Raw genomic sequence first — 14,764 nt, forward strand, 5'->3', positions numbered from 1 at the left:
CCAGTTTGAGACCCATAGCAAAACGCATTTTCCAATTCGGGGTCTCGCAATCATGACATTTGGCAGGCGCCAGTTCCTTGGCGCACTTGCCGGATCGGCGGCCTCGGCGCTGTTTCCGCGCGCGGCAGCAGAAGCGATTGCGCCCATCCAGGGTTCCAACGGTGCCTGGGCACCTGGCCTTGGTCCCGGCGCGACCACGCTTCCTCCGCCTTCGCCCGTGGCCGACAGCCCGACACTGCTGACCCGCGCTCTTGGTGCACTGCGCGATCATGGCGACCATGTCGCCGCGCGCGACGTGATCGGCATCGTCGACTTTTCGGCCCCGTCGCGCGAGGCGCGGATGCAACTCGTCGATGTCGCCAGCGGGCGCATCCTTTCCTCCCACCTCGTGGCCCATGGCCGTGGCTCCGATCCGGCCAACAAGGGTTGGGTCGAACGGCTGTCCAACGAATATGGCTCGGAAGCATCGTGCAGCGGCAGCTTCCTGACCGGTGACACCTATTACGGGCGGCATGGCCGTTCGCGCCGCCTGATCGGCCTGGACCCGGAAAACAACCTGGCCCAGGTGCGCGGGATCGTGATCCACGCGGCGAGCTACGTCGGACCCGATATCGCCAGCATGCAGGGCCGGGTCGGCCGCAGCCAGGGCTGCTTTGCCGTCTCCAACGGGGATATCGATCACGTGCTGGGCCTGCTCGGGCCGGGCCGCTTGCTCTACGCCGCGCGCTGAGCGCCGGCCTTGGCCCTGCCCGGGGTACTTTGCCCCGGGCCATGGCTTGCGAAGTAACCTGAACAAACGCCCAATCAGACCTGTCGTTCCCACAAACACCCGAAAGGGTTTTTGCGCAGGTTAAGACTTGCCTCCATCGCCGTTCTGTGTTCCCGACCGAAGCTCTTTCCGTGGGTTGCCGGTACTTGTCTCAAAGTGTCGCAGCGCGTTGCAAACGTGCCTTTCGCGCCACTCGATCAGGCAAGGCTGTGCTACGCGACCCACCGAATCACACAAGTCGGTGAAAGAATGCTGCATAGTCTTCCGGTTGCCTCCCCTCTCCGGTTTCCGGTCCTCCGCCGCGCCGCGCGCCGTGCCTTCCATCCGCTGGCCCTGGCGGCCCTGCCGCTGGGCGCCACCCTGATGCTCGGCGCCTGTGGCAAGGGCCAGGACGGCCCGCCCCAGCAGGACGCCGCCGTCGGCTATATCGTGGCGACGCCCACGGCCGTTCCGGTTTCCACGGAATTATCGGGTCGCACCGTGGCCAGCCAGATTGCCGAAGTGCGCCCGCAAGTGACCGGCATCATCATGGAGCGCCTGTTTACCGAAGGCAGCATGGTGCGCGCCGGCCAGCCGCTCTACCAGATCGATTCGCGCAGCTATGCCGCCACGGCGAGCCAGGCCGCCGGCAACCTCGCCGCGACGCGCGCCACGGTGGAATCGCTGCGCCTCAAGGCCGAACGCTACAAGGTGCTGGCCGACCAGGGCGGCATTTCCCGCCAGGATGCCGCCGACGCGCTGGCGAGCTACAACCAGGCGCGGGGCCAGGTCATGGCCTATGAAGGTGCGTTGCAGGCGGCCAAGGTGAACCTTGGCTTCACCCGCATCCTCGCGCCGATCAGCGGGCGCATCGGCGTGTCGAGCGTGACCAAGGGCGCGCTCGTGACGTCGAGTCAGACCGACGCACTGGCCAAGATCCAGAAGCTGGACCCGATGTGGGTCAACATCCAGCAATCGAGCAACGATTACATGGCGCTGCGCCGCGCGCTGCAATCGGGCAAGCTGGCGCCCGATGGCTCTGCCCCGGTGAAGGTGATCCTGGCCGACGGCACGGAATGGCCGGTGGAAGGTCGCCTCAACTTTGCCGACGTGGACGTGAACAGCGAAACCGGCACCGTGATCCTGCGCGTGACCGTGCCCAATCCCAAGGGTGACCTGCTGCCCGGCCTGTTCGTGAAGGCGCGGCTGGTCCAGGGCATCGTGCCCAACGGCATTCTGGTGCCGCAGGGCGCGGTCAGCCGCACGCCGCGCGGCACTGCCACCTTGCTGGTGGTCAACGCCAAGGGCGAGGCCGAAACCCGCGACGTGACCGCCGAAACGCCAGTGGGCAGCAACTGGCTGGTGACCAATGGCCTCAAGGCCGGGGACAAGGTGATCACCGAAGGCCTGATCAAGGCCAAGCCGGGCGCCAAGGTGAAAGCCAGCCCGGCCGGCAGCGCGCCGGCAAGCGGGGGGGCGAAGTAACGCTCCATGCTTTCGCGCTTCTTTGCCAACCGGCCGATCTTTGCCTGGGTCATCGCGATCGTCGTGATGGCAGCAGGCGCCTTTTCCATCACCACCATGGGGGTGGAGCAATACCCCGACATCGCCCCGCCGACCGTCTCGATCAGCGCCACCTACAACGGGGCTGACGCCTCGGCGGTGGAAAACAGCGTGACGCAGGTGCTCGAGCAACAGCTCAAGGGCATCGACGGCATGCTCTATTTCACCTCCACCAGCAGCAACGGCTCGGCCAACATCACGGCCACGTTCGAAAAGGGCACAAACCCCGATACGGCCCAGGTGCAGGTGCAGAACGCGATCTCGCGCGCCACCAGCCGCCTGCCCACCGTGGTGCAGCAGCAGGGCGTTTCGGTGACCAAGGCGCAGAACGACCAGCTTCTGGTCATGGCGCTCTATGACACCACCGGCCGCAGCACCAACGCCGACATCGCCGACTACCTGACCACGCGGATCCAGGACCCGCTTTCGCGCGTCGAGGGTGTGGGTTCAGCAGACGTCTATGGCTCGTCCTATGCCATGCGCATCTGGCTCGATCCGGCCAAGCTGGCTGCGGTCAACCTGATGCCTTCCGACGTGAATGCCGCGCTTACCGCGCAGAACACGCAGGTTGCCGCTGGCGAAGTGGGCGCCCTGCCCGCGCCGCAGGGCCAGCGCCTTGACGCGACGGTCACCGCGCGCTCGCGCCTCCAGACCGTGGACGATTTCAAGAAGATCATCCTCAAGACCAATGCCGATGGCGGCGAAGTGCGCCTGTCGGACGTGGCCCGCGTGGAGATGGGCCAGGAAAGCTATTCCTCGATCAACACGCTCAACGGCAACGCGGCCACGGGGATCGCCGTCAGCCTGGCTTCGGGCGCCAATGCGATGCAGACCGCCAAGCTCGTCAAGGCGAAGGTGGACGAGCTCGCCAAGGACATGCCCGAGGGCTACCAGATCGCCTATCCGCGCGATTCCAGCACCTTCGTGAAGATCTCGATCGAGGAAGTGGTCAAGGCGCTGTTCGAGGCCATCGCCCTGGTCGTGGTGGTGATGTTCCTGTTCCTCCAGAACTGGCGCGCCACGCTGATCCCGGCGATCGCCGTGCCGGTGGTGCTGCTCGGCACCTTCGGCATCCTTGCGTTGCTGGGCTATACCATCAACACGCTGACCATGTTCGGCCTGGTGTTGGCGATCGGCCTGCTGGTGGACGATGCCATCGTCGTGGTCGAAAACGTCGAGCGCGTGATGCACGAAGAGCATCTCTCGCCGCTCGATGCCACGGTCAAATCGATGGGCGAGATTACTTCCGCGCTGATCGGCATCACGCTGGTGCTGACCGCCGTGTTCATTCCGATGGCCTTCTTCGGCGGCTCGACCGGCGCGATCTATCGTCAGTTCTCAATCACCATTGTCTCGGCCATGGGGCTTTCGGTGATGGTGGCGCTGGTGCTAACCCCCGCGCTCTGCGCCACGCTGCTCAAGCGCGAGGAAAAGCCCAAGGGCCGGTTCTTCACCGGGTTCAACCGCCGCTATGATCGCTTGCAGGACGGCTATCAGAGCCGTCTTTCCGGGATCGTCGGCCGCCCACTGCCGTGGATGCTGGTCTTCGCCGGCATCATCGGCGCGATGATCTTCCTTTACACTCGCCTGCCCACCAGCTTCCTGCCCGACGAGGACCAGGGCCAGTTGATGATGAGCTATACCCTGCCGGTCGGCTCCACCATGGAGCAGACCCAGGCGGTGGCCGCGCAGGCGCAGGACCTGATCCAGAAGACCGAAGGCAACAATATCCGCGCGGTGTTCATCATCGCCGGGCGCGGCCAGGGCGGATCCGGCCAGAACACCGGGATGGGCTTCATCCTGCTCAAGGACTGGGACGATCGCCCCGGCAGCGACAGCAGCGCCTCGGCCATCTCGGCCCGCCTCAACAAGCTGTTCGCCACGAAGATGGGCAGCAAGGCCCAGATCTTCGTGCTTTCGCCGCCGGCCATTCGCGGGCTGGGCGCCTCGGCCGGGTTCGACATGTATTTGCAGGACAGCGAAGGCCAGGGCCGCACCGCGCTGACCGCCGCGCGCAAGCAACTGGTGGAAGACGCCAACGGCAGTGGCCGCGTCGCCCAGGCCCGGCTCCAGGGCCTGGAAGACACCCCGCAACTGCGCGTCTCGCTCAATGACGAGGCGATCACCGCGTTCCAGATCGCCCCGTCGGACGTCAACTCCACGTTGTCTACCGCCTGGGGCGGCACTTACGTCAACGACTTCGTCGATCGCGGCCGCGTGAAGAAGGTCTATGTCCAGGGCGACGCGCCCTATCGCAGCAAGCCGCAGGACCTGGGCCAATGGTACGTGCGCGGCTCCAACGGCCAGATGGCGCCATTCGCCGCCTTTGCCCAGACCGACTGGACCGTCGGCGCCCCGGTGCTGCCGCGCTTCAACGGCATCGCCGCGCAGGAAGTGGTCGGCAACCCGGCCAGCGGCGTCAGTTCGGGCCAGGCCATGCAGGCGATGGAAGACCTGGCGGGCAAGCTCAACGGCGGGTACAACGTCGCCTGGGCCGGCCTGTCGTATCAGGAGCGCGCCGCCAGCAGCCAGACCGGCCTGCTCTATGGCGCCTCGATCTTCTTCATCTTCCTGTGCCTGGCCGCGCTCTATGAAAGCTGGTCGGTGCCGGTCTCGGTTCTGCTGGTCATTCCACTCGGCGTGATCGGCGCGGTGCTGGCCGTGACTCTGCGCGGCTTCAACAACGACATCTATTTCCAGGTGGCGCTGCTGACCACGATCGGGCTTTCGGCCAAGAACGCGATCCTGATCGTGGAGTTTGCCGAAGCGGCGCTGCATCGCGGGCTCAAGCCGGTGGATGCCGCGCTGGAAGCGGCGCGGCTGCGCTTCCGCCCGATCATCATGACCTCGGTTGCATTCATCGCCGGCGTCATTCCGCTCGCCGTGGCCAGCGGCGCGGGCGCCAACGGTCGCCGCGCGATTGGCACCGGCGTGCTGGGCGGCATGCTTTCGGCCACGCTGCTGGCGATCTTCCTCGTTCCGCTGTTCTTCGTGCTGGTCAAGCGCGTCTTCCATGGCCGCGATGCCACGCCCGATACGCCCGATTCCGAAAAGGAGGCGCAGGCATGAGCGCGCCCGTCGTGAAAACCGCCCGAGCCGCGCTCTGCGGTGTTGCCCTGCTGGCACTGGGGGCGTGCAACCTCGCGCCCAAATATGTGCGGCCAGACCTGCCGGTCGCCCCCACCCTGCCCCAGGGCGCCAGCTATCCGACGCTGGCCGACGGGGCCACGGGCGTGGATGCCATCGGCTGGCAGGCGTTCTTCACCGATCCGCAACTGCGCGACACGATCGCCTTGGCGCTATCCAGCAACCGCGACTTGCGCAGCGCCGTGGCCGCCGTGGCCCAGGCCCGCGCCACCTACAAGGTCGATCGCGCAGCGCTGCTGCCCACGGTGACCGCCGGGCCAAGCGCCTCGCTATCGCGCACCAGCACGATCAAGACCGAGAACTATGAGGTAAGCGGCAACGTTTCGGCCTATCAAGTCGATCTGTTCGGCAAGCTGCGCAACACCAGCAAGGCGGCGTTCGAAGCCTATCTGGCGAGCGACGAAGGCCGCAAGGCCACGCAGATCACGGTGATTTCGGAAACGGCGACCGCCTGGCTGACACTCGCGGCAGACCGCGACGCCTTGGCCGTGGCCAAGGCGACCTATGAGTCGCGCGCCAAGACCTTGCAACTGACCCAGCAACTCGAAGCCAATGGCGTGGGCACCAAGCTGGCCATCGCCCAGGCCCAGACCGCGCTCGACACCGCACGGGCCGACGTCGCGGACTATACCACCGCCGTCGCGCAGGATCGCAACGCGCTGGACCTGCTGGCGGGCCAGCCGGTTCCCGAGAACCTGCTGCCCACCACACTGGGCGACGGACGGCAGACGCTTGCCAGCTTGCCGGTCGGTCTCTCGTCCGACGTGCTGCTGCGCCGGCCCGACGTGCTTCAGGCCGAACACACGCTCAAGGCCGCCAATGCCCGCATCGGCGCCGCGCGCGCGGCGTTCTTCCCCTCGATCTCGCTCACCGGGCTGCTGGGCCTGGCCAGTTCGAGCCTGTCGGGCCTGTTCAACGGCGGCACCTTTGCCTGGACCGCCAGCGGCAGTGCCACGCAGACGGTGTTCGATGGCGGCGTGAACGCCGGCAACCTCGCCTATGCCAAGGCCAGCCGCGATGCCGCCGTCGCGTCTTATGAAAAGACGATCCAGACCGCGTTCCAGGAAGTGGCCGATGCCCTCGCCCGGCGCGGCACGATCGACGACAAGGTGGCCGCGCAGGAAAGCTATCTCGCCAATGCCGAAAAGGCAGCGCGGATCACCCAGTCGCTTTACCAGAACGGCATCGACACCTTCCTGGAACCGCTCGATGCGGAACGCACCGCCTATACCGCGCGCCAGAGCCTGGTGACGGCGCGCCTGGCACGGGCCACCAACATGGTCACACTGTATGAAGTGCTTGGCGGCGGGCTGACTCCTTAAACAGACGCAGGCCGCCGGCAGCCGGTTGGCTCCGTAACGGTTGGGTTCCGGCGGCATCGTTTCTTGCCGCAGCGCGGCAAGACGGGAACACTAAGGGCATCGGGATGGCGCCACTGGCGCGGGTTCCGATGCCCTTTTCCGTTTCCGGCCGAGGACCGTGTCCGCCATGTCGCCTGCCCCCGACTCTTGTGGCGCCGCCCTGCGTGTGGCCCTGCTCAATGTGAAATACAGCCCGAATCTGGGCGATGGCCTGCTGGCCGAATGCCTGGAACGAGAATTGGCGCAGGCACTGGGCGGCGCGCGCGTCCATTCGATCGACATTGCCGGCCGCACCGGTTGGTCCGCACAAAGCACCCCGCGCCGGGGGCGTGTGCTGGCGCTGCTCGAAGCGGTGCCGCCGGCCCTGCGCCAGATCGCGGCGGCAACCGCGCTCACCCTGCTCAGCCGGCTGGTGTTGCGCCGCCACGTGCGGACTGGGCTGTCTGGCGTGGCCGCTGTGGTGATCGGCGGTGGCAACCTGCTGACCGATGCCGATCTCAATTTCCCGATCAAGCTGGCCGGCGCCAGCGCCGAAGTGGCGCGGCGCGGCCTGCCGCTGGCGGTGCATGCCGTGGGGGCGAGCCCGCACTGGTCGCCACGTGGCCGGGCCTTGTTCGCCCGTGCGCTGTCCCGTCGCCATCTGGCCCATGCCGCGGTACGGGACGAGCGCAGTCGCCAGGCCTGGGCCATGCAACTGGAACCGGCCGGGTTGCCGCCTGCGGAAGTGGTCGGCGATCCGGGGCTGCTGGCCAGCCTGCACTATACCCGCGCCCCGCGCAGCACCCCGGCCGAGCAGGAACGCCGCGTGGCGCTGTGTATCACCGCGCCGCTCGCGCTGCGCTATCACATGGGCCAGCACCATGGCCGCGACGCCGGCCAGGCCGGTGCCCTGCATGACGAGGCGGTGATCGCCTGGTACGGCACGCTGGCCAGCGCCCTCGCCCAGCAGGGGCTGCACGTGATCCTGTTCACCAACGGCAGCCCGGAAGACCGCGCCTGCCTGGCCCGCCATGCCCACCGCTGGACGGCCGAGCCGCCAGCGGCAGGCTGGCACGGCGGCCTTCCGCGCAAGGGCCGGGGCCGCGTCAGCGTGGCAGCGCCCTTTGCCACCCCGGCCGATCTGGCAGTGTTCGTCGCCGGCTGTGACCTGATCATCGCGCATCGCATGCATGCCTGCATTGCCGCGCATTCCTTTGCCGTGCCCACCATCGGCCTGACGTGGGACGAAAAGCTCACCAGCTTTTTCGCCCTTGCCGGGCGCGCGCGCTACGCCGTCGATGGCCCCGCGCTACCCCTGCCGACCATGGTGGAACTGGTTCAGGCCGCGCTGGCCGAAGGCGTGGATCGCACGGCACTCGCCGCGCTGATCGCGCGCACCCGCGCCGATGTCAGCCGCCTGGGGCAGCGCCTGCTGGCGGCCACCGCCAAAGAGGCGCTGCCCATACCGATGGCAGAGCCCGTGACAACCCCGGCGTCCATCCCCGCACCAGCCGAAGTCGCCACGCCGGTGCCAGCCTGATGCGTGGCGCCCCGATCGATCGCATCGTGGTGATCAACGATCTGGCGCGTCCCATGGGAGGCGCCAGTGCCCTGGCGCTGACCTCCGCACGCGCATTTCGCGCGCTGGGCCACGCGGTCACGCTGCTGGTGGGCGATGCCGGGGACGACGGCAACCTGGCCGCCGCCGGGATTGATTGCGTGGCGCTGGGCCAGGGTCGCCTGCTCTCCCGACCAAAGGTGGAAGCGGCCATGGCCGCACTGTGGAACCGCCGGGCCGGGCGCATGGTGGCCGCGTGGATCGCGCAGCATGATACCCCGCGCACGGTCTATCACCTGCATGGCTGGTTGCAGATTCTCTCCCCCGCCGTGCTCCATGCCTTGGCCCCGGTGCGCGATCGACTGGTGATTTCCGCGCACGACTTCTTCCTGGCCTGCCCCAATGGCGCCTTTGCCGATCTGCGCAGCGGGCAGCCCTGCCCGCTGGTGCCGCTATCGCGCGCCTGCCTCACCGCGCCGTGCGACCGTCACAGCCGCAGCCACAAGCTGCTGCGCGTGGTGCGCCATGCGATCCAGACGTGGGTGTTCGATCCGGCCCATTCACCACCGGTCTTGGCGATTCATGCCGGCATGGCGCCCTATCTGGCGCGTGCCGGCATTCCGCGCGATGCGATCCACGCCCTGCCCAACCCGGTGGTGCCATGGTCTGCCCAGCGCATCGCCGCCGAAGACAACCGCGAAGTGCTGTTCGTGGGCCGCCTGGAAGAAACCAAAGGCCCCGATCTGGCCGCCGCCGCCGCGCGCGCCGCCGGAGTGCCGCTGCGCCTGGTCGGTACCGGCGCGCTGGAAGGCAGCCTGCGCGCGCGCTATCCCGAAGCGCGCTTCAGCGGGCGCCTTTCCCCGCCCGAAATCGCCCGCGTGGCGCAGCGGGCCAGGCTGCTGGTCATGCCCAGCCGCTATCCCGAACCCTATGGCCTGGTGGCGATGGAAGCGGCACGATCAGGCCTGCCGGTGGTGCTGCCCAGCACGGCATTGCTGGCGGAAGACCTGGTACGCCACGGCGCCGGCGTGGCGGTAGACCCGCGCGACACGGCCGCCTTTGCCACGGTTCTGGGAGAACTGGCGCAAGACAATGCGCGCGTCCGCGCAATGAGCGAGGCGGCCATAAACCTGCCTACCGACCTTGCCCTGTCGCCAGACATGTGGATCGCCCGACTGCTGGATTTCTACGCAGCACGACTGGCAGCGCTGGCCGTCTCGGGTCAAATGCCCTATCAGCGACCCGATGCCGCGCCGCGCGGGGCTGAGCCGGACTCGTTGCCCGAGCCTGCCTTGCTGGAGCGCACCGCGCGGGCGCGGCCATTGAGCACGGCGGAACTGGCCGCCGGTGCGCGTCGCTCCAGGTCTCGCAGCGGCGAATAAGGGTGGCTGCGCGCCAGGCTGCGCAAGTGCTGGATCTTGAGCGGCACGATCACCACCGCCAGCGCCGCGATCGATACCGCCCAGCGCCAGAACAGCATCTGGCCCGATTGAGCCGCCGCCAGGAACTCTGCCACCGTCATCCACACCGCCTGCGCGCCGAGCAATTCGGAACTGCGCTGGTCCGGCGCGGACAGCAGGATCAGCAGGCCTAGAAGAAAGGCCATGACCGCCGTACTCTCGGGCGTGGCCAGCCCGGTGACATAGCCGGCGGTCATCGCCGTTGCCGCGAACAACGCCAGAATCCGTCCAAGGCGGACAAGTTGCGCAGGGGCAAATCGGGCGAGCAGGTGGTTCACACTGTCGTCCGTGACATAACAGCCCTCAACGAATGCTTGCCGGCGATCGTTAACGCCGGGGCAAAGCCGCTACGCACAATGCCTGAGGGAAACTGTCCCGAGTTTGGCGGCAAATGGCGGCGGATCGGTTCAAAAGTCCACCGCGCTGAAACGGAAAGATTTTGCCGGGGCCAGCACGGCCCTGCCGCCCAGTCGGCAACGGCTGGCAGCCCGAAGGCCCGTTCCGCCTTGATGGCGCGCACCGGCAACTGCCTCAGAAATGGCGGCGATTGCTGCCGCGAGGCTGGCGAGCGGATGATACCACCCCGGCCATGGCAATGGTGGCAGGAGGCGAGGTGCGACAGCATCGGCAGGGGAACCGGCGGCACGGGTGCTACGCGCGCTGGAGCCGCAGGGCAATGCAATGGGGCTCGCTGGCAGGTGCGCTGTCATGGCCTGTGCTGGCCGCCGGGCAAAGCGGGGCAGAGCGGCGCTCCGGGCCGGAAACGGTCGAGAACCGGATCAGGCCGGGGCTGGAAGGCACCGGGTTCCAGGCCGGCTCGCTGCGCATCCTGCCCACAGTGGCGTTCGGCGTGGTGGCGACCGACGATCTCTATGCCCGCCGCGTGCCGCGCGTCTCCGATATCGGGGCCGATTTCGCGCCGGCCGTTACCGTGCAATCGCAATGGGATCGCCATGCGCTTACCCTGCGCGCCGATGGCCTGTTCGAGCGCTATGCCCGCCACGGTGCGGAGGGCACCGATCGCTATGGTACCGGGCTTGCCACCCGGATCGACATCGGGCGGGACACGCACCTCAATCTCGATGCCGCGATCGACCGCCGGATCGAGGCGCGCGGCACGACCGGGGACACGCTGTTCGGGGTGAAGCCCATCGCCTTTCGCCAGGTCAGCCTGGGCGGCAGCGTGGAACAGGCGGTAGGCGCCACCCGCCTGGCGTTCGACTTGCGGTTCGACCGGTTCCACTACTTCAACCGCCAGGATGGCGCGACCACCATCGTGCTGTCGCAACGCGATTACCAGGCCGTGGCCGGTGGCGCGAAAATCATCTGCCCGATTTCGTCGGCCGTCGCCGTGTCGGTGGCGCTCAAGCTCAACGCCACGCGCTATCCGCACGAGAACCCCGCCGAAGCGACCCGCCGCTCGCATGGCTATGCCGTGATGGCCGGCCTTGCCTTCGGCCAGGATCGCCTGATCCAGGGCACGGTGGCGCTGGGCTATCTGCACCAGCGCTTCACCAGCCGGCTCTATCCCACGATCGCGGGCTTGGCCTATGACATCAACCTGCGCTGGCACGTCACACCGCTCACCACGCTGTCGTTGGCGGCGGACAAGACCATCCAGCGCTCCCCGATCATCGACGTCGCCGGGATCGAGCTGCAGCAGTTCAGCCTGGGCGCGGCGCACGAATTGCTGCGCACGCTGATCCTGCGGCCAAGCGTGAGCTATACAGTCAACCGCTTTCGCGGCGGATCGCGCAAGGATCACTATGCCAGCGCGGGGCTGTCTGCCACATGGCAGGCCGCGCCGCACGTGCAGGTGGAAGGCGCGCTGCGCCACGCCCTGGGCCGCACCAACGCCGACATCGCCAAGCCGCGCGAATACGACCAGAACCGCGCCACCATCACGCTGAAATACGTGTTCTGAGCCGCGCCTCCGCCATGGCCAGCACCCCCCTTGATCCAGCGCAAGCTGCCCCACCCGACACCGCAGCGCAGCGGGCCGAACTGGCCTTGCGCGCGGCGATCGCCCTGCTGTTCCTGGTGGGACTGGCGGCCTTGCTGCGGGTGCTTGCCCCGGCGCCGGACCATGGCGCGCTGCGTGTGGATCTGGCGACACCGACCGCGCCGCCCCCGGCCCTGCCCGATCCGGCGGCCCTGCTCGCGGTCAGCGCGCAAGACGCCCGTGCCTCCAATGCAGCGGTGGCGATTGCCGATGCCCCGGTGGCGGCCGCGCCTTTCGTGATGCCGACAACGCTGGCCGCAGGCCACGAGCGGGCGCGCGATTGCCTGGCCGCCGCCGCCTGGTACGAGGCTGGCGATGATCCCTCGGGCGAGCGGGCGGTGATCCAGGTCGTGCTCAACCGCGCGCGCCACCCGGCCTTTGCCGCCAGCGTCTGCGGCGTGGTGTTCCAGGGCTCCGAGCGCGTGACCGGTTGCCAGTTCACGTTCACCTGCGATGGCAGCCTGGCCACGCGCCATCCCGGCCCGGCAGCCTGGGCCCGGGCGCGCGCCATTGCCGGCGCGGCCCTGGCCGGTGCGGTCGATCCCCGCGTCGGCTGGGCCACGCATTACCATGCCGATTACGTGGTGCCCAAATGGCGGGATTCGCTGACCAAGCTGGCACAAGTGGGTGCGCACCTGTTCTATCGCTGGCAAGGCTGGTGGGGCACCGCACCCGCGTTTCGCCGCCACGCCGGCGATCCTGCGGCCGAACCACTCGAACTCAAGCTGGCCGCGCTTTCCCCGGCGCATGATGCGGCCAAGGCGGGCCAAGACCCGGCGCTCCTAGCCGGGCTGGCCGACAGCGACGAAGGCGTTTCGGCCAACACCCGCCTTTCGGCCACGGGCGCCTTGGCAATGCTGGATGATGCGCCCCCGGCCGCCATGGCCCCGGGCCGCGCCGCCCTGCTGGCGCGCCACGACGCCGCGACGGGAGCGAGTGGTCCGAGCGAGACGGCCACGATCCGCCTGACCTTCGACCCTGCGCTGTTTCCCGGCCGCTACGCCATCCAGGCTCTGGAAGCCTGCGGCCACCGTCCCACCTGCCTGGTGCTGGGCTGGCGCGGCAACACAGGCTCGGGCAGCCTCGACACCCTGGCCTTCGCCTATCGCCGCGACCGCACCAACGGCGGAGAAGGCGCGTGGTGGGACTGCACCCTCACCCCGCGCACCGACAAGGCGCAATGCCTGCCACCACCGGAACAACGCGCGGGCTTGTTGGCTGAGCGACGCTAGGTAAGCACGGACTGGCGTGCCGCGGATTTTGGAACACGCGGGCGTTGCGGTGGGCCCCGGATCAAGTCCGGGTCGACGAAAATCTCAATTTGCAAGATACTTGGTGCCACCCCGGACTTGATCCGGGGCCCGGCTTTGCCTGACAGCCACGCACAGCTACCAAGCACGAGGCAATATCAAATCGGTATTTCACACGAAGCCACAAAGAAGCTGTTGGTCTTCGTGGCTTCGTGTGGATTTTCCGCCCGGCCGCCCACACCAAGTCACGTAAATGAGTTCAGTATCTCGGGGCCACCGAAATTGGTGGAAAGCGGATTCCCGGCCAAATGTCACTCTCGTCGGCTCAGCTTACGTAACCAGCGCTTGGGTGCGGACGTTGACCCAACAACCGTTCTCGCTTCAGCAACCCAACCGGGATCCCCGTCCACGACGAAAAAAGTCACATCGTTCGGGGTTTGAATGAGACTTGGTGTCGGAATTTCAGAGAAGTAACTGCCGTCCGCGAGCCGGGCTTCGGAAGCCGCGTAACCTGGGACCTCCATAAAATTCGTCATGCCGTTCATTACAAATTGGCGGTTGTCCGGCATAACAATTAACGTCGGTGAGAAGCCCATGCGCATCTCCGGCGCGCGGCTGCTTGCCTCTCGCACCTTCCGCGGCAGTGCAGATAAGCTTTCTTTTACCTGCGAAATCTCGGTACCCAATCGAAATTTCATGTGCTCCTGAACAGGAGCATCTAGCTGAACGCAAATAACTGCATTCCGAAAACGTTCGCCGGAATGAGTCACAACTTCACAAGGGGTAACCCGCTGTTCGATCCCGTTTCCGTAGGAGTCCGGTGGCGTCGGCCCAATGCTTTCAACAGTAATGACCACCGAAGGGGGCAAGACTATTTCAGCTTTATTCCACTCAAGGACGAGGGGAAGCCGCTTTGGATGAACATGCGTCATCCGCTCAGCATTGCCGTCAAGATGCCAGACCTCGCTGCACACAATGCATTGATGAAGCGAGCCGCGCCGTAATTCAATCCAATGAACAAGCTGCTGAATCCGGCTCAAATCTTCCGGACAATTCCGTTCATTGGCGTACCGCCAGTTGAACGAAACCGATGCTCCAGCCCGACAGGCTTGGCACCGCGGTTCGACACCAAGGCGCGAAGTGCCAAGGACGGTGAAAGGAAATTTTGCCATAGAACTACAATGTCATATCAATCGAGAGTTCGCATCCGCTGCATTCGATCGGTGATGAGATCGAGGCGCGCGTGTAACTGACCTATCGGCAATATCTGCAACCAGGCGAAAAATCGCCCGACCGGATTTGCCCGCGCCGCTTGGCCGGAACCAGGCTGCGCTCAACTGCCGAACGGAGAGGCCGAAAGGTCATTGTCTAACGCCCCACGCCGGTCACCGCGCTCATCCGGCGGGCACCTTCGCGTCCACACCATAGGCGGGTGCCAGGGCCGCCATCACGTCGCGCGCGGGGATGGCGAGCGGGGCATAGGCGGCGAAGGCGGGTGGCAGCCCTTCGGCGCCGAAGCTGATGAAGCGCAGGGTGGCGACGTGGCCCACAGGGATGACGCTGCCAGCCTGGTATAGCGTGTGCGCGGTGATGGTGCGGCTGAGGAGGACGAAGCGGTCCTTGCCGGCGGCCAGCGCGAGAGCAAGCGTCGGAAAAGAGCGCGGCAACAAGGGTCTCCCTCAAAAGATCTCGAACT

At 66.9% G+C, this 14,764-nt stretch carries 10 protein-coding genes; 8 read left to right on the forward strand and 2 right to left on the reverse strand.

Translation table 11 applies throughout. The features are described 5' to 3' along the window. Positions 1-52: 52 nt before the first annotated feature. From IE191_RS12265 to IE191_RS12300, 8 genes are all read left to right on the forward strand, one after another. Positions 53-730, forward strand: a complete 678-nt coding sequence (locus IE191_RS12265) for a murein L,D-transpeptidase catalytic domain family protein (protein WP_191324654.1) — start codon at positions 53-55, stop codon at positions 728-730. A gap of 288 nt (positions 731-1,018) precedes the next feature. After that, on the forward strand, positions 1,019-2,233 hold the full coding sequence (locus IE191_RS12270) for an efflux RND transporter periplasmic adaptor subunit (protein ID WP_191324655.1): 1,215 nt from the start codon (positions 1,019-1,021) through the stop codon (positions 2,231-2,233). A gap of 6 nt (positions 2,234-2,239) precedes the next feature. Continuing rightward, positions 2,240-5,380 carry an efflux RND transporter permease subunit gene (locus IE191_RS12275; protein ID WP_191324656.1) on the forward strand — a complete coding sequence of 1,047 codons (3,141 nt, stop codon included), beginning with the start codon at positions 2,240-2,242 and terminating at the stop codon, positions 5,378-5,380. Beyond that, the gene (locus IE191_RS12280; RefSeq protein ID WP_191324657.1) at positions 5,377-6,780 is read left to right on the forward strand and encodes an efflux transporter outer membrane subunit; all 1,404 of its coding nucleotides are present in this window, start codon (positions 5,377-5,379) and stop codon (positions 6,778-6,780) included. The genes IE191_RS12275 and IE191_RS12280 overlap by 4 nt, the downstream gene beginning before the upstream one ends. Before the next feature lie 166 nt (positions 6,781-6,946). After that, positions 6,947-8,338: a polysaccharide pyruvyl transferase family protein gene (locus IE191_RS12285; RefSeq protein WP_229815311.1), complete on the forward strand. Its 1,392-nt coding sequence runs from the start codon at positions 6,947-6,949 to the stop codon at positions 8,336-8,338. Further along, complete coding sequence (locus tag IE191_RS12290; RefSeq protein ID WP_191324658.1) at positions 8,338-9,738, forward strand: glycosyltransferase family 4 protein; 1,401 nt, start codon at positions 8,338-8,340, stop codon at positions 9,736-9,738. Before IE191_RS12285 ends, IE191_RS12290 begins: the two co-directional genes overlap by 1 nt. A 754-nt stretch (positions 9,739-10,492) precedes the next feature. Continuing rightward, complete coding sequence (locus IE191_RS12295; RefSeq protein WP_191324659.1) at positions 10,493-11,740, forward strand: outer membrane beta-barrel protein; 1,248 nt, start codon at positions 10,493-10,495, stop codon at positions 11,738-11,740. A 14-nt stretch (positions 11,741-11,754) separates the two neighbouring features. Then, complete coding sequence (locus IE191_RS12300) at positions 11,755-13,050, forward strand: cell wall hydrolase (RefSeq protein WP_191324660.1); 1,296 nt, start codon at positions 11,755-11,757, stop codon at positions 13,048-13,050. A gap of 329 nt (positions 13,051-13,379) precedes the next feature. Here the strand turns inward: IE191_RS12300 and IE191_RS12305 are convergent, their stop codons facing one another. Beyond that, positions 13,380-14,240: a hypothetical protein gene (locus IE191_RS12305; RefSeq protein WP_229815313.1), complete on the reverse strand. Its 861-nt coding sequence runs from the start codon at positions 14,238-14,240 to the stop codon at positions 13,380-13,382. Between the two features lie 222 nt (positions 14,241-14,462). Beyond that, positions 14,463-14,735, reverse strand: a complete 273-nt coding sequence (locus IE191_RS12310) for a hypothetical protein (RefSeq protein ID WP_191324662.1) — start codon at positions 14,733-14,735, stop codon at positions 14,463-14,465. Positions 14,736-14,764: the final 29 nt, after the last annotated feature.

This window comes from Novosphingobium pokkalii (assembly GCF_014652855.1).
Taxonomy (GTDB): domain Bacteria; phylum Pseudomonadota; class Alphaproteobacteria; order Sphingomonadales; family Sphingomonadaceae; genus Novosphingobium; species Novosphingobium pokkalii.